Origin of the sequence: Billgrantia endophytica, assembly GCF_002879615.1 — a bacterium.
GTDB lineage: Bacteria > Pseudomonadota > Gammaproteobacteria > Pseudomonadales > Halomonadaceae > Halomonas > Halomonas endophytica.
The window spans coordinates 14,809-36,163 of the sequence record NZ_PNRF01000007.1 but is presented as its reverse complement, the minus strand read 5'-3'; the positions used below and the strand labels follow the sequence as shown (position 1 = coordinate 36,163).

Genomic DNA, 21,355 nt, shown 5'->3' with positions numbered 1-21,355 from the left:
ATTCGCTACAATCCCAGTTCGCGCTCCCAGACCGGTGGCTCCCCCCAGGCAGTGGCCAGGAAGTCGAGCAGTCGACTCACCTTGGCCGGCAGGTGGCGGCGGGCGGAATAGAGCCCGTGAATATCGAGGATTACCGGTGGTGTGTCGGTCAGCAGGGGAACCAGGCGCCCGCTACGGATGCTGTCGGTGACCAGGAAGCTGGGCTGGTGGGCGATGCCCAGGCCGGCTTCGGCGGCCTGGGTGATGACGTCGCCATTGTTGCTATCCAATGGACCCTGCACGCTGAGGCGGTTGCCGCCAAGCTGCCACGTGCTGCTGCCTCCGCCGATGCGGTAGCGCAGGCACCGGTGCCCGGCCAGGTCGGCAAGGCGCTGTGGCCTGCCGTGCTCGGCCAGGTAGCCGGGCGAGGCGCAGAGCAGCAGTCGGCAACGGGTCAGGCGACGGGCGACCAGGCTCGAGTCGGGCAGGGCGCCGATACGGATCGCCAGGTCATAGCCTTCCTCCAGCAGGTCGACGCGGCGGTCGTTGAGGTCGAGCCGCACCTGCAGCGCCGGATGTTCCGTCATGAAGCGGGTCATCAGCGGTGAGAGGTGGCGGGTGCCGAAGGACATGGGCCCGTTGACCCGCAGCCGGCCGCGCATCTCGGTGGCACCGGTCCCGACTTCGCTTTCGGCGTCTTCCAGCGCCTGCAGGATACCCTGGGCGCGGGCCAGGTAGCGCTCGCCAGCCTCGGTCAGATGGAGGCGGCGGGTAGTCCGCTGCAGCAGGCGCACCTGCAGATGCTCCTCCAGTTCCATGATCAGTCGCGACACCCGTGTGCGTGAGAGATCCAGCGTCTCGGCGGCCCGGGTGTAGCTGCCGAGTTCGGCGACCCGGACGAAGGCGGTCATGGCGTCCAGCAGGTTCATTCGTACTCCCGGGCATGTCGGAAAAATCGGCGAACCGACGTTGAGGCAAGGCGACGATCGGTAACGCAGTATGGCCGAGGGTCGTCGGTCATGGGCAATGCCAGGCTCAGTAGCCGGTCATCTCCAGGTACCCCTCGCCCAGCGCCTCGCCGCTGGCGGGATCGAAGGCGATGACTTCGCCTTCCCAGTAGGGCACCGAGGTGTCCATCCAGCGCTCGGCATGGGGTGCCTCGACGATCAGGTCGAGGTCGACCCGCGGCACTTCGAGGCGCCAGCGGATGGGGACCTCACGACCTGTCGCCTCGCGGGTATCGAGCGGCGTCATGCGAAGCTCATCGGGAGCCAGAGCCGTTGCGTCGCCCCGCGGGGTGATCCAGCTGCCGGAGCGGTAGTCGCCGCCGTCTTCACCGCCACCGCGCAGTTGGAAGGCCATCAGCTTGTGGCCGTCGGCCAGGTGCAGCGAGAACCAGTCCCAGCCGCGCTGCTCCGGGCCCAGCAACTGGCTGCTCCACTCCCGGTCGAGCCAGCCGCGGCCGCTCACCGCGCGGGTTTCACCGTCCAGGGTGACACTCCCTTCGATGTGCCAGAAGGGCTGGCTGTAGTACATCGAGCCCTGTCCGTCGGCGGATTTCTGGCTGAAGCCGTTCTCTCCATGCCGTACCAGCGGCCCGTCGGCCGCAAGCCTCAGGTCGTAGCCGAAGCCGCCCTGTTCATCGGCATGGTGCGAGGTGAGCGTCAGCCGTTCGAAGGTGTCCGCCTCGGGCGCCTCGACGCGGCTGGCTAGCTGCCAGTCGTCGATCCAGGCCTGGAACGGTTGCGCCTGCACCCCGGCCTGGCCGCCCCGATCGTTGCGCTCGTCGGCCGAGTGGCTCCTGGCGAAGCGCTCCGCCACCCGGTGGGTCTCCCCCCGGGACACCGCCATATGCGCCATCCACAGCTGGTCCGCAGCCCAGGGAGTGGGCTCGGGGCGCGCTTCCGGGGGCGTCACCGCCTGGCGAAACAGGGTCCATTGCACGCCAAGCGGTTCGCCCTGCTCGTCCTCCAGATTGGCGGTGAGATACCACCACTCGATGCGGTAGTCGGGGTGGGCGCCGTGGTCCTCGGGAAAGCGAAGCTCGATGCCGGCATGAGCCTGGGCGAAGTCGCCGGCCTCCTCACCCAACCCGGCAAAGCCGGCAGGTTCGCCGGGCCCCGAATCACTCCGCTCGCCTTCGCAGCCGGCCACCCACAGCAGTACCAGTATCGTCGCGACCCGCTTGGTGACGTTCATGAATTCGCCTCCTCGGCCAGCAGCGCCCGGGGTGGGGTGCGCCACAGCGTGATGGCAGGCAGGGCCGTCGCCAGCAGGGCGACCGCCACGGCGGTGGCCAGGGTAAGCAATATCTCTTCCGGGAACAGGAACAGCGGCAGGCGCCAGCCGAAGGCGGCGACGTTGATTACCTCCACCAGCCCCAGGGCGAGGACGATCCCCAGCGGTATCGCCAGGGCGCCGGTCACGAAGGCTGCACCGCCGAGCTGGCCCAATTGCACCCCGATCAGTTGGGCCCGGGGCACTCCCAGCGCCCACAGTGGCGCCAGCCGGCGACGCCGTTCCCGGGCCTGGGCGAGCAGGCTGGCCAGCAGCGCCAGGGCCGCCACCCCCAGGGTCAGGGCACTCAGCGCCCGGGTGATGGTGAAGGTGCGCTCGAAGATGCCGGTGGCGATGCGCTTCACCTCGCGCTGGTCCACCAGGCTGTCGCCGCCCAGGCCGAAGCGCCGGGTCAGTGCCTGGCCCAGGGCCGCGTCGTCGGTGCCTGCCGTCAGTACGATGCCGATGGAGCCCGGTGGCGCGCCGAAGCGGCTGGTCAGTTGCGGAGTGGCCAGCAGCACTTCCCCACGGGTATTGCCGTAGTCGGGATAGACCGCGGCCACTGTCACGCCTTCCCGCCCCTGGGGGGCACCCAGGATGAGCCGGTCGCCCGGGGCCAGTCCCTCGCTGATGGCCAACTGTTCGTTGATGAAGGCCTCGCCTTCGCGGAAGGCCTGCCAGGCGGCCTCGCGGCCCGCGAGGGTGGCCAGCAGCGGCCAGCTCGGCATCAGCGCCTTGCCGGGGGTGATGCCGTAAAGGCTGGTCGGCAGCGCCAGCTCCCTGGTGAGCCCCTCGCGTTCGACCTCGAGCAGGGTGGCCTCGGTGCGGCGGGTGGGCAGCCGTTCGGCTACCTCGGCTCGTTCGGCGAGCCAGGCATCGATCTCCTCGAACCGTTCCGCCGGTGGGCGCAGGTAGAGGTCTGCCACCAGGCGCTGGTCCAGCCAGTCGAGGAAGGTGAGGCGGAAGCCGCCGACCATGCTGCTCACCCCCAGGTTGGCGGAAAGCGCGATCAGCAGTGCCATCATGGCGAGCGAAAGCCGCGGCAACTGGAGCTGCAGGTCGGCCAGTGCCCACTGGGTCAGCGGCCGGCGGTGCGCCAGTTTTTCCAGCCCCGCGAGAAGGGCCGCCAGCAGCGGCGACAGCCACAGGGCGCTTGCCAGCAGCAGGGCCGCCATCAGCCCGAAACCGGCCAGTAGCCCTTCCCCCGGGGGCTGCCTCGCGAGCCAGGCCCAGAGCGCCAGCCCGGCCAGGGCCACCAGGGCGCCAGCCAGTCGCATGAACCGAAGCTGGCGCCGGAAGCCCGCCCGCCAGGCCTGGGACTGGCCAAGCCCCAGCACGCTGAGCCGGGCGGCGCGCCACAGTACCCCGGCCCCGGCCAGGAACAGCCCGCCCAGGGTGACGGCGACCCCGCCGACCCAGTAGTGCCAGGGAAGATTGAGCTCGGCGGTCACCCCGGCACCGTAGAGGCTGCCCAGGGTGGCGGCCACGTCCGGCAGCAGCAGTCGGGCCAGCCACACGCCGCTGACGATACCGGCCAGTGCACCGACGAGGCCCAGCAGCAACAGCTCCAGTGTCAGCAGCCCCACCAGGCTTCGCCCCGAGACGCCCAGCGCCCGCAGCGTGCGCAGCATGGCCAGGCGCTGCTCCAGTGCCAGGCCCAGTGCCGCCTGGACGATGAACAGCCCCACCACCAGCGCCAATAGCGCCATGGCGGTGAGATTGAGGTGGAAACTCTCGGTGAGCTGTCCCGGAGAGACCAGCGTTGCCGCCCGGGTCAGCACCAGCCCCTCCGGGGCTTCGGCCAGTGAGTCGGGGGCGGCGACCATTCTCGACAGCCTCTCGCCGCTGTCGAGCAGTACCGCCGCCGCGGCGATATCCATCACCAGGGTATCGGGAGGCAGTGAAGGCGCCAGCACCAGGGGCGGCAGCCGCCGGCCGTCGGCCAGGCGAGGCCCGGCCCCTCGGGCCCGGCGATCCATTACGCCCAGAGCCGTCAGCGTGTCCGGGGCCAGGCGGGTCTGCCAGGGTGGCGTGAGGAAGTCGGTCAGCTCGCCGGTGCTGCCGGCGGTCGCGAAGGGGCTGTCGCCGGGCAGCGTGAAGGGATCGATACCGATCACGGTCAGTCGGGTGCCGTCGGGGGCTTCCAGATGGCCTTCCAGCAGCGGCGAGACCGGCAGGCCCGCCCGGCGCAGCCGCAGGTAGTCGTTCAGGGTCAATGCCTGGCCGTCGCGGCGCTCCAGGCGGTCCAGTCCGGTGGTGAACAGCGCCTCGGCGCGGGCGTAGCTGTCGCGGGCCGAGGCGTTGATCGCCTGCACGCCGCTCCACAGGGCGCTGGCCACCCACAGGCCGAGAAGCAGCATGGCCAGCTGGCCGGGGTGGCGGCGGTAGTGGGAAAGCAGGGTGGCTAGGCCGTGCACGACAACTGCCTGCGTTCGGCAACACTTTTCATACGACATGGGGCGGTTCCCATCAGGCTTTCTCCCTCGTGTAGGCCGGCACCAGTTGGCCATGGGTCAGCCTGAGGCAGCGGTCCAGCGGTGCGGCCACCTGCGGGCTATGGGTCACCACCAGCAGGGCGCTGCCGGCTTCGCTCACCAGGGCCAGCAACAGGCTCAGCACTTCGCCGGCGCTGGTTTCGTCCAGGTTGCCGGTGGGTTCGTCGGCCAGCAGCAGGGCGGGGCGGGGCGCGAGTGCCCGGCCGATGGCGAGCCGCTGCTGCTGACCCCCGGAGAGCTGCTCCGGATAGCGCGTTTCCAGGCCGGCCAGGCCGAGCCGTTCAATGAGATGGCCCGCCCATTCGATGTCGTCTCGCCTGGCCAGCCTGGCCTGCAGGCGCAGGTTGTCCCGAACGTTCAGGCTGGGCACCAGGTGAAACTGTTGGAACACCAGGCCCAGGGTCTCGCGGCGCAGCCGGGCCCGGGCGGGATCGTTCAGGGACGAGATCACCTTGCCGGCGACTTCCACTTCGCCGGCATCCGGCCGGTCGAGGCCCGCAGCCAGGTGCAGCAGGGTCGACTTGCCGCTGCCCGACTCCCCCATCAGCGCCAGGCTCTCCCCGGCGCCAAGCCGCAGATCGATGCCACCCAGCACCGTCAACGGACCCTGGGGGGTGGCGTAGGTCTTGTGCACCTGGCGGAATTCGAGCATGACCGAGCCTTTCCTGAGGAAAGCGCTTATCGTCCCACAAGCGGGCTGCCTAGGCGAAGATGCGCTCGAACTCGTCTGAAAAGTCGGATGAAACCGGTTGAATCCCGATCAGGTCATGGCAGATGTCAAGCAGCCTACGTGCCGTCTGGAACAGCATGTCGCTGAACTCATGGAGCAGATTGAAATGCTCGGCGACTTCACTGTAGTCCGTGGCGTAGTCATGCAGCCTCTTCTAATGGGCAGCCCTGGATGAGGGCGATGGCCTGGAAAGGTGAAGGAGTTCTGTCCCGCGAGTAGGCCAGTAGATCCACAGGCAGGTAAAGTCTCTCTTCGAGCTTTCCCTTGATCTCGGCCAGGGCCAGGCGTGGCAGAGGGATTGGCGAGATGAGCAATAGGTCGAGATCGCCGCCCTTGCGGTTGTCATCCAGACGCGAGCCGAACAGCCGCACTTCGACGTTGCTCCCAACGATTCCGCGGACAGTCGTAAGAATGGTGTGGATTTGTTCATGCGTCAGGCGCATTGCGACATGCTCCATCAATGGCATGATGAGTCTAGCATTATTGTGCAATATAACGCTTGAAGGTGAACCAGCCTTGTCCGTTACGGTATCCATGCATTTCGTCAACGAGCTGTTCCACGGGCTGCCCGAGAGCGAGGCGGCCCGCGAGACCTATCTCGCCCGCGCCGGCATCTCGCCGTTCCTGCTCGATGCCCCCCATGGGCGGGTGACCGTGGAGCAGTTCGCCATGCTCTATAGGCTGCTGGTGAACGAATACGATGACGAGACGCCGGGATTCTTTGCACGGCCGCTGCGGGGCGGCACGCTCAAGCTGCTCTGTCTGAGCGTGCTGGAGGCGCCGACGCTGAAGGTGGCACTGCATCGCTACACGCTGTTCTTCCGCATCGTGCTGGATGACTTCGGCTATGAGTACACCATCGAGGGCGATCTGGCGCGGGTGGCGCTGGTGGAACATCGACCGCCGTCGGGCAGCCGCATCCTCGTGCACGAGCTGATGCTCAAGCTCTTCCATGGCATCAGTTCGTGGATGATCGCTCGCAAGATTCCACCGATCATGATGGAGTGCGCCTACTCCCAGCCGGCCCACAGCGCCGATTATCTCTATTTCTATCCCGGCAAGGTGCTCTTCGACCGCCCCGAGACCGCCATGTACATCGACCGAGCCCTGCTGGATCAGCCGATCCGCCAGACCAAGAAGCACCTGGGGGCGTTTCTGCGCCGGGCTCCCGCCGACTGGTTCTACGTCTCCTTCGAGGATCGCCTGGTCTCGCACCGGGTGCGCGAGCACCTGTCGCGCAATCTTTCCTCGTCGGGGTCGGTGAAAGACGTGGCCGCCGCGCTGCACATGTCGGTGAGAACCCTGTCCCGGCGGTTGGCCGCCGAAGGCACCCACTTTCAGGCGGTGAAGGATGAGTTTCGCCGCGACTTCGCCGTCCAGGCGCTGACCCGTACCGAGCGGCCACTGCTCGGTATTTCCGATGACCTGGGCTTCGAGGATCTGGCCTGTTTCAGCCGTGCCTTCAAGGCCTGGACCGGCAACTCGCCCGCCGCCTATCGGCGGGCGCTGTTGCTGCCGACCGACTGGATCGACCCGGGACGCGGGCGTGCAGCCCTCTGATCTTTCCCTGGTCGACGAACTTCCGAAGGAACGCCTGCAGTCATGGACACTGCTCAGCAGCGCTCGATCAACAGGGCGATACCCTGCCCGCCTCCGATGCACAGGGTGATCAGCCCGTAGCGACCGCCGGTGCGCTCCAGTTCGGCCAGAGCCTTGAGCACCAGGATGGCGCCGGTGGCGCCGACCGGATGGCCAAGGCCCACGGCGCCACCGTTGGGGTTCAGGCGCCCGGCGGGGAAGTCGAGCTCACGGGCCACCGCCATGGCCTGGGCGGCGAAGGCCTCGTTGGATTCGATCACGTCGATATCACCGATGGTGAGCCCGGCCTGGGCCAGGCAGCGTTTCACCGCGGGTATCGGCCCCAGCCCCATCAGCGACGGCTCGACCCCGGCGACCGTGCCGGCGACGATTCGCGCCCGGGGCGTCAGGTGGCACCGGCTGGCCTCGTCGGCCTGGGCCAGCACCAGGGAGGCGGCACCGTCGTTGAGGCCGGAGGCGTTGCCGGCGGTGACCAGCCCCTCCCTCTGGAACGCGGGTTTGAGCCTGGCCAGGTCGGCCAGGGTAACGCCGTCGCGAACATGCTCGTCCCGCGCGAAGAGACGTTCATCGCGGCCCTGCCTGACGGTGACCGGCACGATCTGGCCATCGAAGCGCCCCTCGTCGATGGCGCGGGCGGCCTTGCGGTGGCTCTCCAGGGCGAACTGGTCCACTTCCTCGCGGGTCAGGCCGAAGCGGCTGGCGATGTTCTCGGCGGTAACGCCCATGTGGCCGCTGCCGAAGGGGTCGCTGAGGATGCCCAGGGTGAGGTCGGTCACCTGGGCGTGACCCATGCGCAGGCCATGGCGGGCCTGGGGCGGCAGCAGGTAGGCGCCACGACTCATCGATTCCGCGCCCCCGGCCAGGGCGAAGCGGCTGTCGCCCAGGGCGATCTGCTGGGCGGCGGAGAGCAGCGCCTGCACGCCGGAGCCGCACAGGCGGTTGACGTTGAAGGCCGCTGCCCCATCAGGCACGCCGGCGTCCAGGGCGATATGGCGGGCCAGGTAGGCATCCTGGGGGCCGGTGGTGATGATGTGGCCGTACACCGAATGGTCGATCGCCTCGGCCTCGATGCCGGCACGCTGGATCGCCTCGCGGGCGGTGATGCCGCCCATCTCATGGGGAGCGAGGCCGGCCAGGCTGCCGCCGAAGCTGCCGATGGCGGTGCGGGCGCCGTCGAGAATGACGACTGAGTCGAACAGCATGTGGTGTCTCCTGAAATCCGGATTCGGGGCCGACCGCCTGGCCGGCGAGGTTCAACGTCGAAGGAGGAAGGTCAACGCCACGCATCAGGCCGGCGTGGCGCCCCTGCCGAGTAGCGAGCGCGCGATCACTTCCTTCATGATTTCCGAGGTGCCGGCGTAGATGGTCTGGATCCGGGCATCCATGTAGAAACGCGAGATCGGATACTCCCGGGTATACCCATAGCCGCCGAAGAGCTGCAGGCAGGCATCGATGGTGCGGCACTGCATCTCGCTGAGCTGGAGCTTGAGAATGGCGGCGTCGGTGCTGCTCATCTCGCCGCGGCGGTACTTCGCCACGCAGTGCTCGAAGTAGGCCCGGCCCATGTCGATCTGCGCGCGCACTTCGGCCAGAGTGAAGCGGGTGTTCTGGAAGTCGCCCACCGCCTGGCCGAAGGCGCGGCGTTCCTTGACGTAGTCCAGGGTCAGCGCCAGGGCCCCCTCCATGGCGCCCAGGGCCTGGGCGCCCACCCCGAGACGTTCACGGGGCAGCTCCTGCATCAGGTAGCGGAAGCCGGCGCCCTCGTCGCCAAGCAGAGCATCGGCGGGCAGCCGCAGCCGGTCGAAGAACAGCTCGGCGGTATCGCTGGCGTGCTGGCCGATCTTCTTGATCGGCTTGCCCCGGGTGAAGCCCGGCAGCGAGGTGTCCACCAGGAACAGCGACACCCCCTTGGCGCCGGCGCTCGAATCGGTCTTGGCGCAGACGATCGCCAGGTCCGCCACCTGGCCGTTGGTGATGAAGATCTTGGCGCCGTCGAGCTGCCAGCCGTCCTCGGTGCGGCTGGCACGTGTCGTCATCGCCGCCAGATCGCTGCCCGCATTGGGCTCGGTCATGGCGATGGCGCCTATCGCCTCACCCCTGGCCATGGCCGGCAGCCAGCGCTGCTGCTGCTCGGGCGAGGCGATGTGTAGCAGGTAGGGCATGACGATATTGGCGTGGATGTTGTAGGCGCTGGCCAGCCCGCCGAAGCCCTGCCGCGAGATCTCCTCCAGGGCGAACTGGGTGATGGCGAAGTCGGCTCCCGCGCCGCCTTGTTCTTGCGGCAGGTCGATGCCCAGCAGCCCGGCCTCGCCGAGCCGCTGCCACAGGGAACGCGGCATCTCGCCCAAGGCCTCCCATTCCTCGTAGTGGGGCGCGACTTCCTGCTCCAGGCAGCGGCGGATCATGTCATGGAACAGAGCTGTCACGTCGTCATCGGATGTGCTCATGGTCAGGCCTGCAACTCCTTTCTCAGATGGCGCTTGAGGATTTTCCCGGCGGTGCTCTTGGGCAGGCTGTCGGCGAAGAGGATCTGCTTGGGTACCTTGTAGGGTGCCATCAGCTTCCTGGAATGGGCGATCAGCTCTTCCTCGCTTGCCTCGCGTCCCTCCTTGAGCACCACCACGGCGGTGATCGCCTCGATCCACTTGTCGTCGGGCAGGCCCACCACGGCCACTTCGGAAACGGCGTCGTGCTTGAACAGCGCCTCCTCGACCTCGCGGCTGGCGACCACGATGCCCCCGGTGTTGATGACGTCCTTGATGCGGTCGACGATGTAGAGATAGCCCTCGTCATCGACATAGCCCACGTCGCCGGAGTGGAACCAGCCGCCGGCGAAGGCCTCTTCCGTCATGCCCGGCTTGTCCCAGTAGCCGGTGAGCAGCTGGGGCGAGCGGTGCACGATCTCGCCGTGCTCGCCGGGCGGCACGTCGTTCATCTCCAGGTCGACGATGCGGGTCTCCACCGTGAGGATGGGTCTCCCCGCCGAGGCCGGACGCTCGGCGTGCTCCTCGGGGCGCAGCACGGTGGCGAGCGGGGCGATTTCGCTCTGGCCATAGCAGTTGTAGAGGCCTACACCGGGAATGCGCTGCTGCAGTTCCTCCACCACCGGCACCGGCATGATCGAGGCACCGTAGTAGGCTTTCTTCAGTCGACCCAGGTCGTGCCTGCTGAAGTCCGGATGGCGCAGCAGGCCGATCCACACCGTGGGCGGGGCGAAGAAGGAAACGATGTCTTCACTGGCGAGCTGCGCCAGGCAGTCGTCGGGCAGTGGCGCTTCGCGCAGATGCACCGGGGCGCCGAGCAGCAGGGCCGGCATCAGGAACACGTGCATCTGCGCCGAGTGGTAGAGCGGCAGCGCCGCCAGCATCGGCTCGTCGCCCTTGATGTCGAGCTCCACCATGCAGGCCATGTACTCGGCCAGCAGTGCCTGGTGGGTCATCATGGCGGCCTTGGGTGCCGCCGTGGTGCCAGAGGTGTAGAGCAACTGGGCCAGGCTCGTGCCGTCGATGGCGACGTCCGGCTCGCGGGCATCGGCATCCGACAGGGCCGTCTGCAGCACGTCGAAGCCCTGCGCTTCGTCGGCGTACAGTGTGGCGGAGAGGGTCAGCTCCAGCCCCTGGGCCGCGGCGCTGACGTTATCGGCCAGGGCGCGGTCGCTGAGCAGGCCGGCGGCACCGGACTGTTCGAGGATGTAGCGCAGCTCGTCGCCGCTCAGGGCAAAGTTGATCGGTACATGGACCAGGCCGGCTCGGGTGGCGGCCAGCCAGGCGATCACGTAGGCGTCGGAGTTCTTGCCGTACACCGCCAGACGGTCGCCGGGCGCGAGGCCTTCTGCAAGGAGCCGGTTGGCGACGCGGCTCACCGCCAGGTTCAGTTCGGCATGGGTCCAGCGGCGGCTGCCGAAGGCCAGCGCGAGCTTGCCGCCGTGCTTGCGGGCACTCCGGCTCAGCGCGGTACCGATGGTGTTCTGCTGAATCTTGTGCTGTGAGTGGCTCATGTGAATTCCCTTGTCATTGTCTGAGCGCAGTCAGGCGCCGTTGTCGACCAGGTGGCACTGGCTTTCCGCAAGCGGACGGAAGGCTTCTTCGGCCGGAATGGTACGCACGATCTCGAAGAGGTCGTCTTCGTCCTGGGACGCTTCCGGCGTCTTGACCTCGACCAGGTACATGTCGTGGACCATGCGACCGTCCTCGCGGATGTAGCCGTTGGTGGCGAAGATATCGTTGACCGGGGTGTCTGCCATCTGCCGGCGCACTGCCTGGGCCTCGTCGGTGCCGATGGCCTCGATGGCCTGGAGGTAATGCAGCGTGCTGGAGTAGAGCCCGGCGTGCACCATGGTGGGCATGCTGCCGGTACGCTCGCGGAAGCGCTCGGCCCAGGCACGGGCCTCGTCGTTCATGTCGTAGTACCAGGCCTTGGTGAACTGCAGGCCCTGGGCGACCTCGAGGCCGATGCTGCGGATGTCGGTGCTGAACAGCACCATGCCGGCCAGGATCTGGCCCGCCTGGGTAATGCCGAACTCGCCGGCGGTGGTAATGGCGTTGATGGTGTCCGCACCGGCATTGTTGAGCGCGATCACGTCGGCGCCTGAAGCCTGGGCCTGCAGCATGAAGGAGGAGAAGTCGGTGCTGGGGAAGGGGTGGCGCGCCTTGCCGACAACGGTGCCGCCATTCTCGGCCACCACGCGCTCCACGTCGCCTTCCAGGGCATGCCCGAAGGAGTAGTCGGCGCTGAGCAGGTACCAGCTGTGGTTGCCCTCCTGGGTGATCGCCTTGGCGGTGCCGTTGGACATGGCCCAGGTGTCGTAGACCCAGTGGATATGGTTGGGCGAACAGCTCTCGTTGGTGACCCCGGAGGAGACCGCGCCATTGACCAGCCCCAGGCGGTTTTCCTCCTCTATCAGCTTGATCGCGGCCAGGGTGACCGATGAGGCCACCAGGCCGGTCACCATGTCCACGTTGCGCTCGTCGATCCATTCACGCACCACGCTGGAGCCGACATCGGCGCTGTTGCGGTCGTCGGCGCTGAATACCACGACCTCGGCACCGTGGACGCTGCCGCCCACTTCGTCGATGGCCATCTGGATGGCATCCAGGCCAAGCGGCCCGATAGGGTCGCGATAGACACCCGACATGTCGGCCAGATAGCCGATGCGGATCTCGTTGTCGGTGATCTCGGAAGCGCCGGCCTGGCCGGCGAGCATGACGGAGGCGGCGAGGGCGCCCATGGCGAAGCGGTGGCTAGCGTTCATACTATTGCCTTGTGTGTTGTTGTTGTCTCGGTCAGCTGTTGTTCGATAGCTGCTCTGTTTCTTCACGCCCGCTGCACCCGGTCATGCGTAAGTGGCAGGGCCTATGAGTGCTTGGCTTGTGGATAACTCAGTGAATAGCTTTGCGGACGGTTATGGGCAAGGAACCGGCTGGCCGCGAGTGGAGCTAGCCGTCGGCACCTGGCGCCAACTCATGGTAGGAGGAATCCCAGCGGGTGATTTTACGTATCGCGCCACAATTTTTGCATTTCGTGCCATTCTTTTTATATTGCATTGCAGTTAATACTTTAGTTTTAGCACTGATCGGGGGCGTTCATTCATGTGTTTCTAAGAAATTTACTGTTAAAACAGTTGATTGAGTGCTAATGCCAGGTTCGTTGCGAATGGGTGTCAGAGGGAGGGGTTACGGATCGTGCCAACGGTACATTCAGCTGTCTTGTATCGGCACGTGGCGGCTTGCCTTGTCGGCCAAGGCGAAAAGGTGGCGGGAAGCCAGAAAGAGCAGGGCCGCCCAAGGCGCCCCTGCTTGTTGATGAATCATACTTTGTGCTTGACCCATGTCGTCGATCAGTGGCTATGTCCATGATCATCGTGGCCATGGTCGCCATTGCCATGCTCGGCCAGGGCATCGTGCAGGGTTCGGGCGTTGTGACGCATCATGCCCAGATAGGTGCTCGCTTCGCCTTCCGCTGACAGGGCATCGGCGTAGAGCGTACCGGCGACGGGCAGGCCGGTCTCTTCCGACAGCTGATTGATGATCGCCGGGCTGGTCATGTTCTCGTGGAACAGGGCCTTGACGTTCTGTTCACGAATCACGTCGATCAACCGTGCCATATCCGCGGCGCTGGGCTCGGCTTCGGTGGAGAGCCCCACCGGCGACAGGAAGCGCACTCCATAGGCGTTGGCGAAGTAGCCGAAGGAATCATGGCCGGTGATCACGCTGGTGGAGGCGGGGATCTCGCCGATCAACTGGCGAATCTCGTCATCGGTGGCCTGTATCTCGTTGATGTAGCGCTCGGCATTCTCGCGGTAGGCGGCTTCGTTGTCCGGGTCGGCTTCGATCAGCCCTGCGAGGATATTGCCGACGTATACCTGGCCCATGGCCAGGTCCTGCCAGGCATGGGGGTCGTGCTCGCCATGGTCGTGGCCGTGATCGTCGTGGTCATGGCTGTGAGCCTGGTCATGCTCGTGGCCATGATGATCCAGCGTGTCGATGTCGTCGGTGGTGGTCACCAACGGGCCGGCATAGTCGCTGGAATCGATCAGACGCTCCATCCAGCCCTCGAACAGCAGCCCGTTGAATACCACCAGGTCCGCATCGGCCAGGGCACGCGCATCGCGGGGGCTGGGTGAGAAAACGTGAGCGTCACCATCGGGGCCGACCAGCGAGGTCACTTCGACGTGCTCGCCGCCGACGTTCTGCACCATATCGGCCAGAATGCTGAAGCTGGTGACGACCTGTACACGCTCGGCGGCGATGGCGGCCGGCAGGGCCAGCATGGCCGCGGCGCCAATCGCCAGGGCGGTGGGCTTGATGGTACGCATGCGACGATTCCTTGGTCTGTTGTCAGTGGTGTGCAGAGTCAGTGAGGTTCGGGGGCGCCCAGCGGTGCCGCATGGCGGCGCAGGCGAGCGAGCAGGCTGTGGTGGCGCCCGAACAGGGCGGACAACATGTAGCCCACGCCAGCCAGCAGGATGATGGCGGGGCCCGAGGGAATGCTGAGGTGGTACGACAGCAGCAGCCCGCCGGTGCTGGCGACCATGGCCAGCACGACGGCAATGCCGATCAGCCCTTCCAGGCGTTTGCTCCAGAAACGCGCGGTGGTGGCCGGCAGCATCATCAAACCAACCGCCATCAGCGTGCCCAGGGTCTGGAAACCGGCGGTCAGGTTGAGCACCACCAGGCCGAGGAAGATGCCGTGCACCAGGCCGCCATGCGTGCCTTGGCCGCGCAGGAACAGCGGGTCCAGGCACTCCACTACCAGAGCGCGGAAGATGAGCGCCAGGGTGATGACGATCACGCTGCTGATCGCCGCGATCAGGATCAGGGCGGTAGAGTTCACGGCCAGAATCGAGCCGAACAGCACATGGGTCAGGTCGACGCTGCTGCCGCCCAGCGAGACGAGCATGACCCCGGCAGCCAGCGAGATCAGGAAGAAACTGGCCATGGCGGAGTCTTCCCGGTGACCGGTCATCTGGGACACGCTGCCGGCCAGCATTGCCACCAGCAGCCCCGAGAGAATGCCGCCCAGGCTCATGGCCGGCAGCGAGAACCCGGCGAGCAGGAACCCCAGCGCCACGCCGGGCAGGATGGCATGGGCCATGGCATCGCCGATCAGGCTCATGCCACGCAGCATCAGGAACACGCCCATGGGCGGAGCCGCCAGTGACAGGGCAAGGCCACCCACCGCGGCCCGGCGCATGAAGCCATAATCGAAGGGTGCCACCAGCCACTCATGCAGCAGTTCGATCATGCGCTGACTCCGGGCATGCCAAGTGACAGGGTGGCGGCCGACGCCACGGAGATCTGGCCCTGGAGGATGGTCTGGGGCGAGGTCCAGTGCGCGTGGCCGTTGGCGAGAACCACGGCTTCGTCGGCAAGGCGTGACAGTTGTTCCATGTCATGCAGCACCACGATCAGCGTGACGCCGCTGGCGGCCATGTCGCGCAGCACCGTCATCAGGACATCGACGGTTTCCGTGTCCACGTTGGCGAAGGGCTCGTCGAGCAGCAGCAGCTCGGCCTCTTGCATCAGGGTGCGGCCGATCAGGGCGCGTTGGCGCTGTCCACCGGAGAGCTCGCCCAGCGGCCGGTGTGCCAGGTGTGAAATGCCCAGGCGGGCCATGACCTCACGGCCGCGACGGTAGTGATGCGCACAGTAGCCCTTGTGAGCACCATGGCTGGGCCAGCTGCCGGTCATCACCAGCTCTTCCACGCTCATGGGGAAGGTCAGGTCGAGCGCCAGCTGCTGGGGCAGCCAGGCGCGGCGTTCCCGGGGAACGGTGCATTCCACGCGGCCGGCGACTGGCTTGAGCATTCCCATGATCCCCTGGATCAGCGTGCTCTTGCCGGTGCCGTTGGCGCCGATCAGGGCGGTGGTGGCACCGTCGCGGAAACGGCCATCCACGTGCTCGAGTACGGTCCGGTTCGCCTGGGCAAGCTGCAGGTCGTGCAGCCGCAGGCGTGAGGGGGCCTCCTGTGACATCAGCCCCACCATCCCGTTGCCCAGGAAACGGCGAGCCAGAGTACTCCCAGCGGTACGGCGACGAGCGCCAGGCGGCGGGTGGCGGAGAGTGACATCAGCGAGAAGTGGCACGGCCCTTCCTGGCGGTGCCGATGCGAGTGTGAGCGGTGTGCCATGGAGTGGCCCTTTCGGTGCATAGAGTAAGATATAACATAACAAAAAAGAGGGCGAACGGGGAGAGGAATCATCGTTTTTCGTGACTCGGATCGCGGCATTCAGTAACGCAGCACAACCCCCACCTGGTTCGGGGTGACCATCAGGGCGTATTCGCCTTCCAGGTGCAGGTCGCCGATGGATACCCGGGCCGGCTGGAAGCGATTGACCGCCGCCGTGGCCTGGCGCGGTTGGGTTTGCAGCTGCAGTTCGCTGATCAGCATGCCGGTGGCGAAATTGATCGCCCCGTCGCGGCTGCGGCCGTCGCCCACCCCGATCAGCAGCCCCGAGGCCGTGTTCACCAGCAGCGAGCCGAGACGAGCCTCCAGGCTGCGGCGACGGCGTTCTTCCTCGGCAACCGACTGCATCAGCCTGCGGGCGCTGTCGATATTGCCATCGCCCTCGCGCAGCTCGCGGTAGGCCGCCGGATGCGGCTGGCGATCGAGCAGGGTACCGCCCAGCGCCAGGGCCGACTTCACCACGCCCACCCGGGCGTCGTAGCGGTCATCACGGCTGCTCGCCTCGCTGGCCTGGTAGGCGTTCACCGCCAGGGTAGTGGCATACACCCCCGCCCAGCCGTATTGCCAGTAGTTGGCGTGCTGCTCGCCCCGGGCCAGGGCGTCCTCGTAGGCCTGGAACTCCTGGCCGGGCTGCTGGGCGAGGGCGGGCGCGGCAAGGGCGATGCCCAGCAGCAGGGCGGGCAGGCAGGCGAAGAGTCGGTACCGAGGCATGATGGTCTCCATGGGTGGGCGAAACGAGCCTAGCACAGCCGGTTGGCGCTCACCTTTACCTTGGCAACAAGCCGGGCCGGTCGTCATATCATAGTGGGTCCTGCCGGACCATGGCTCTAACCTTGTCGAACAAGTCGACGTCACCCATCTGGCCGCCCTTGAGGATGATGGGTAACCGTTTGCCATCCGTGAAGTGTGCGCGACAGATGGCGACGCCCGGTGATAGCTGCCCCGTATAGTCGATGCTGCATGGGGCGAGGGTGTGGATGGCCAGGCTGGAGGTATCGCCGCCCGCAATCAGCACCGTGCCAGCCGTACGTTCGGCCATCAGGTGGGCCAGCAGATCGGCGGAGCGCTGTGCCATGCCTGCAGGCGCCAGGCCGTGGCCCAGGTCCCCGTCGAGCACCGCCAGCACATGATTGCCCGAGCTCAGGAGCTGGCGAATCTGTCGATAGGGTACGTCGGGTCGATGCGCGAGGGAGCCGGCGGGAATGGCGACTTTGGCAAACCCGGTGGCTGTCATGACCTGGGTGGCGGTCATGGGCGAGCGGCTACCGACAAATATCAGCAGGGGCCCGGGTAAGGTGTCCGGCAGCGGAGGCCGAGCAGCAACGGGAAAGCATGTCTCGGCCACGCTGCTGGGCCCAACCCAGAGTTGGGGAAACGGTGACTCCCTCAGCCGATCCTTGAGCGCTTGCTGGTCGCTTTCGTCCAATATGTCGCAGAGCACCGGGTTGCTGGGCAATGACAATGGCTCGCCGCTGCGCAGCGCCAGGAGATCAAGCAGCGCCAGGCTAGGCAGCCCCAAGGTGGCGAAATGGCGACGCAAGTCCGCTTCGTGCATTGGGGTGACGGGATGGTCCTGCATGACGGGGTGGCGGTCGATTCTATGGACATTGCCATCGGCTCCCCTGGCAAACAGGTTGCCGAACAGGCAGTAACGGCCAAGGCTTGGTTGCCCCCCCAGGATGACCGTGGTGGCAGGGTGCAGGCCTTCGGCCAACACGTTCATGGCAGTGGCAATGTTGCCAATGGCAGTGCTGCTGTCGAAGGTGGAACAGACCTTGAGATGAATGATTTCTGGCGCATGGGGTTTCAGGGCTTCAGCGATGTGACACATGGTGCCGGCCAGGGCAGTTCGTTCCATGCTGCGAGCCGCAGTAGCGATGCCGAAGGCGTCGAGGTCGCGTACCTCTTCCGGGGTGGGAGGGGCCAGATAGAGCCGGGTTCGCAAGCCCGCCCGGCTCAGGGTGGCGAGCGTATCGGACGCCCCGGTGAAGTCATCTGCAACGAATACGTAGCGCATGTCCTAGCATGCTCCGAAAAAGTCGAGTGCGGCAGCAAGTGCCGGGCGTCCGGGGGTTGCCAGCGGTTCGCCTGCCTGTATGGCTTCCCAGGCCTCGCGCAGGCTCCTGACCCCCGCGGCGGCTCCGTCGGGATGGGCCAGAATGCCGCCGCCGGCCAGGAACATGAAGTCGGCGCTGCCGGTTTCCAGCAGAGTCGACGGCAGAGTGCCCGCCCACTGCCCGGAAGAGAACACCGGCATCACTCGGTCGTCTGAATGCCCGAGTGGCTGCAGCGAAAGCTTCGCCGCATGGGCCACTTCCTCAGTCAGATCGGCAAACTTGCCGCCCATGCCGTGGACATGCATATGGTCGATTCCCGCCAGCCGATACAGGACCTGATAGGCGGGAAAGCCGATTCCCAGTGCCGGATGGCGGGCGAAGGCACCAAACCCGTTGCGATGACCGTGAATTGCCAGCGGTGTCGAAGCACGCAGGCTCTGCATCGCCGAGAGGCCGCACCAGTTGAGACTGGCCATCACACAGTTGCCGCCCTCCGCTTCGACGTGCTCGGCGTGGCCTCGCATGGCATCCACTTCATCGGTAATGTTGAAAGCCACCATCACGTCGCGCCCGCTGTGCTGCCGCCAGCGTCGCACCCGGGCCATTACCGCACTGATTCGCTCGCGTACGGGAGCGTGGGGATGATTGCCGGCGATTTCATCGTCCTTGATGAAATCGACTCCCGCTGCGCACAATCGCTCGACCAGATCGGCAGTCTCCTCAGGGGAAAGACCGATATTGGGCTTGAGAATGGTGCCGAACAGCGGCCTGTCCTGAACGCCCAGCGCCGTGCGTGTGCCGGCCACGCCCAGCCGTGGCAGCGGGTAACGGTCTCGGTACTCGGGGCGCAGGGTGAGCCCGGTGAGCCGCAGCCCCGTCACCTCGCCCAGATCGAAGAGATTGCCGGCCACCGTTGCCGCCAGGTTGGGCAAGTTGAGGCCCACGTTTTCTTCGGGGTAGTCGATGTCCACCGCAACGCGGCGCCATGGACCCGAAACGCGCTTACGCTCCAGGTAAGCGCTGCGCAGGCTGGGTTGGTCGCGTTCGTCGAGCACCTCAACCTTGGCGACATGCGCGCCGAACCGGGCCCGTAGCGCTTCTGTCTCACCCTCGACGCGCACGAAGGTCCCCGAACTCTGCTCCCCCGCCATCATTTCCGCTACCACCTGAGGGTCCAGCGGGGTTTCCACCAGATAGGAGGCACGAATCATGGTCTTTCCCTATCGAGCGAAGGGAAGGGGCGGACCGGGTCGCTGCCATCCCAGCCCTGCGAGGCTTCACGGATCAGGCGGAACATGTCGCCCTTGGGGCCACGCACCTCGGAGAGTTCAATCACCGTGCCAGGATGGTGTTCACGATCGAAATAGGCGAAACGTCCGTTCTCGCCGACCTCACCGCTCATCTTGACTCGGAAGCCCTGGGCTTCCATGGCGGCCAGATCGGTGTCGTAGTCTTCTGTCCAGAAGGCCACATGCTGGAGCCCGGTGCGCCCTGCCTGGAGGAAGTCGCGATACATCGAAGGCGTATCGTTACGGGTCTGGATGAGTTCGACCTGGATGAATCCCGAGTTGGCCAGGGCGACCGAATTGTGAACGTCGTACCGTTGACCTTCGTAGGTGTAGTTCTCTATCGGCACGCGGGGATTGTAGAAGAACGGGCCGACGCCCATGACCCGAGACCAATGGTCCATCGCTTCTTCGATATCCGTTACCACATACCCCAGTTGGCGGATTGCGCCGAGATATCTACTCATGGAATCTCACTTCATGACAAGGTTGGGCAGCCAGGTGGAAAGGCCGGGAATCAGCGTCACCAGCGCAAGAGCTGCGAAAAGGGAAAGGTAGAAGGGGGCAACACCGCGAATCACCGATTGAAGAGGCAACTTGGAGATGATCGACACCATATAGAGGCTCATTCCCACCGGGGGCGTCAGCAGTCCGAGCATCAAGTTGAGCACGAAGACCACGCCCAGTTGCTCAGGCGGAACGCCGGCCTGCAATAGCGCAGGGGCGACGATGGGAGCAATGATCAGGATGGCCACAATGGCTTCCAGGAACATACCGACCACCAGCAACAGCAAGTTCAGAATCAGTAGCAGGACCAGCGGATTTTCCGACACCTCCAGCAGCCATGCCCCGGCCCGCGCCGGCACCCGGTCCATCGTCAACACCCAGGCGAAGAGCGCCGCTGCCGCTACGACGAACAGCACGTTGGCCGTGGCCAGTACCGTTTCACGCGAGCAGTCGATGAATGCTTCCAGGCTGAGCGAACGATAGACCAGCAGCCCGATCAGCACGGCATAGGCGACCGTTACCCCTGCCGCTTCGGTGGGGCCGAAGAAGCCGCTTATCATGCCGCCTACCAGCAGCACGGGGGCGAGTAGCGCGGGTAAGGAGATCCAGGCCTTGCGCCGTATGGCGGGTAGGGAGGGCCGCATGTCGTCGCGTGGCAGGTCATAGCGGCGAGCCATCAGCGCGATCTGGATCATCAGTGCCATTGCCACCACGATGGCGGGCACCACTCCCGCCAGCAGGGCACGAATGGTGGATACCTCGGCGGCCGTGGCAAAGATGATCAGTGGAATGGAGGGTGGAAAAATGGGACCGATAGTGGCCGCCGCAATGGTGATGCCTGAGGCGAAGCGACGGCTGTAGCCCTGGTATTCCATCTGGCGTATCTGGATGCCGCCGAGCGCGCCGATATCCGCCAGCGCTGCACCCGACATGCCGGAGAATATCAGGCTGACCAGTACGTTGACGTGAGCCATGCCGCCACGAATTCGTCCCACGAGCATCCGCAGCAAGTCGAAGAGATGGGTCGTGACCCCCGTCGCACCCAACAACATGGCGGCCAGAATGAAGAGCGGTACCGCCAGAAGAGGCGAGCTGTCGAGCGTGTTCACGGCACGCTGGGCGAGTACCGTCACTGGCAAGTCATGTATCAGGATGACTAGCCCGGCCGACAAGCCAAGGCTGACGGCTACCGGCGCTCCGATGAGCAGGCCCAGGGCGAACAGTACGAGAAGGGTAGCGGTCATTCATTGACCTCCCTGCCTGTTGCCAAAACACCGAGGCGGTAGGCGGCCACCACGGCAAGAATGGCCAGCCCCACCAGCGCTGGCATGTAGAACCACAGGTTCGGCATGCCCATTGCCGGTGTGACGAAGCGGCCCGCACGCAGGAGAAAGCGGTAGAAGCCGTACAACGTCAGGATGCAGAACCCTAGCGTCGCCAGTTCGGCCACCACCAGGCACAGCCGGCGCCCAAGCCGGGGCAGTAGCTCTACCAGTAGAGTGACCGCCACGTGCTGGCCGCGTAGCAGCAGAAACGGGGCGGTGAAATACACCATGGCGATACCGGCGAAACGGGCGGCCTCGTCGACCCTGGGCAGTCCTGTGCTGAACAGATTGCGCGCCACGACCTGGGTCACGATCAGTACGGCAATGAGGACCAGCAGTACGATTGCAATCCCAAGACACGCTTGGGTCAGCCAGGTGACCGCTCGCCCGATAATGGCCTTGTGCTCGTTCATG

At 65.9% G+C, this 21,355-nt stretch carries 19 protein-coding genes; 1 reads left to right on the top strand and 18 read right to left on the bottom strand.

The window, feature by feature from the left end; genetic code table 11:
• Positions 1-5: 5 nt before the first annotated feature.
• The 5 genes from C1H69_RS02090 to C1H69_RS02070 form a co-directional block, all read right to left on the bottom strand.
• A complete protein-coding gene (locus C1H69_RS02090) occupies positions 6-908 on the bottom strand; it encodes a LysR family transcriptional regulator (protein ID WP_102651766.1) in 903 nt (300 codons plus the stop codon).
• Between the two features lie 106 nt (positions 909-1,014).
• Complete coding sequence (locus tag C1H69_RS02085) at positions 1,015-2,178, bottom strand: lipocalin-like domain-containing protein (protein WP_102651765.1); 1,164 nt, start codon at positions 2,176-2,178, stop codon at positions 1,015-1,017.
• Positions 2,175-4,673, bottom strand: a complete 2,499-nt coding sequence (locus tag C1H69_RS02080) for an ABC transporter permease (RefSeq protein ID WP_240609778.1) — start codon at positions 4,671-4,673, stop codon at positions 2,175-2,177. Before C1H69_RS02080 ends, C1H69_RS02085 begins: the two co-directional genes overlap by 4 nt.
• A 52-nt stretch (positions 4,674-4,725) precedes the next feature.
• Positions 4,726-5,403 (bottom strand): ABC transporter ATP-binding protein, encoded by a 678-nt coding sequence (locus C1H69_RS02075; protein WP_102651763.1) that lies wholly within the window; start codon positions 5,401-5,403, stop codon positions 4,726-4,728.
• 218 nt (positions 5,404-5,621) lie between these two features.
• Complete coding sequence (locus C1H69_RS02070) at positions 5,622-5,924, bottom strand: nucleotidyltransferase domain-containing protein (RefSeq protein ID WP_102651762.1); 303 nt, start codon at positions 5,922-5,924, stop codon at positions 5,622-5,624.
• A gap of 73 nt (positions 5,925-5,997) precedes the next feature.
• Between C1H69_RS02070 and C1H69_RS02065 the strand changes: the two genes are divergently transcribed.
• Entirely contained in the window at positions 5,998-7,041 is a 1,044-nt protein-coding gene (locus tag C1H69_RS02065; RefSeq protein ID WP_102651761.1) for an AraC family transcriptional regulator, read from the top strand.
• Between the two features lie 53 nt (positions 7,042-7,094).
• On the opposite strand, the gene bktB is transcribed toward C1H69_RS02065, so the two are convergent.
• The 13 genes from bktB to C1H69_RS02000 all read right to left on the bottom strand — a co-directional run bounded on the left by bktB (position 7,095) and on the right by C1H69_RS02000 (position 21,354).
• On the bottom strand, positions 7,095-8,282 hold the full coding sequence (gene bktB / locus C1H69_RS02060) for a beta-ketothiolase BktB (protein WP_102651760.1): 1,188 nt from the start codon (positions 8,280-8,282) through the stop codon (positions 7,095-7,097).
• Positions 8,283-8,366: 84 nt separating this feature from the next.
• Positions 8,367-9,527, bottom strand: a complete 1,161-nt coding sequence (locus C1H69_RS02055; RefSeq protein WP_102651759.1) for an acyl-CoA dehydrogenase family protein — start codon at positions 9,525-9,527, stop codon at positions 8,367-8,369.
• Positions 9,528-9,529: 2 nt separating this feature from the next.
• Complete coding sequence (locus C1H69_RS02050; RefSeq protein ID WP_102651758.1) at positions 9,530-11,077, bottom strand: fatty acyl-CoA synthetase; 1,548 nt, start codon at positions 11,075-11,077, stop codon at positions 9,530-9,532.
• A 30-nt stretch (positions 11,078-11,107) separates the two neighbouring features.
• Entirely contained in the window at positions 11,108-12,331 is a 1,224-nt protein-coding gene (locus C1H69_RS02045) for an ABC transporter substrate-binding protein (protein WP_102651757.1), read from the bottom strand.
• Positions 12,332-12,916: 585 nt separating this feature from the next.
• Complete coding sequence (locus C1H69_RS02040; protein WP_102651756.1) at positions 12,917-13,894, bottom strand: metal ABC transporter solute-binding protein, Zn/Mn family; 978 nt, start codon at positions 13,892-13,894, stop codon at positions 12,917-12,919.
• A gap of 38 nt (positions 13,895-13,932) precedes the next feature.
• Positions 13,933-14,823 (bottom strand): metal ABC transporter permease, encoded by an 891-nt coding sequence (locus tag C1H69_RS02035; RefSeq protein ID WP_102651755.1) that lies wholly within the window; start codon positions 14,821-14,823, stop codon positions 13,933-13,935.
• Entirely contained in the window at positions 14,820-15,554 is a 735-nt protein-coding gene (locus tag C1H69_RS02030; protein ID WP_102651754.1) for a metal ABC transporter ATP-binding protein, read from the bottom strand. The genes C1H69_RS02035 and C1H69_RS02030 overlap by 4 nt, the downstream gene beginning before the upstream one ends.
• A gap of 254 nt (positions 15,555-15,808) precedes the next feature.
• Positions 15,809-16,477 carry a hypothetical protein gene (locus tag C1H69_RS02025; RefSeq protein ID WP_102651753.1) on the bottom strand — a complete coding sequence of 223 codons (669 nt, stop codon included), beginning with the start codon at positions 16,475-16,477 and terminating at the stop codon, positions 15,809-15,811.
• 88 nt (positions 16,478-16,565) lie between these two features.
• Positions 16,566-17,783, bottom strand: coding sequence for a four-carbon acid sugar kinase family protein (locus C1H69_RS02020; protein WP_102651752.1), 1,218 nt, complete (start codon positions 17,781-17,783; stop codon positions 16,566-16,568).
• 3 nt (positions 17,784-17,786) lie between these two features.
• Positions 17,787-19,034 (bottom strand): RuBisCO large subunit C-terminal-like domain-containing protein, encoded by a 1,248-nt coding sequence (locus C1H69_RS02015; RefSeq protein ID WP_102651751.1) that lies wholly within the window; start codon positions 19,032-19,034, stop codon positions 17,787-17,789.
• Entirely contained in the window at positions 19,031-19,576 is a 546-nt protein-coding gene (locus C1H69_RS02010; RefSeq protein WP_102651750.1) for a VOC family protein, read from the bottom strand. Before C1H69_RS02010 ends, C1H69_RS02015 begins: the two co-directional genes overlap by 4 nt.
• Positions 19,577-19,582: 6 nt before the next feature.
• On the bottom strand, positions 19,583-20,860 hold the full coding sequence (locus C1H69_RS02005; RefSeq protein WP_102651749.1) for a TRAP transporter large permease: 1,278 nt from the start codon (positions 20,858-20,860) through the stop codon (positions 19,583-19,585).
• A complete protein-coding gene (locus C1H69_RS02000; protein WP_102651748.1) occupies positions 20,857-21,354 on the bottom strand; it encodes a TRAP transporter small permease in 498 nt (165 codons plus the stop codon). The genes C1H69_RS02005 and C1H69_RS02000 overlap by 4 nt, the downstream gene beginning before the upstream one ends.
• Position 21,355 lies beyond the last annotated feature (1 nt).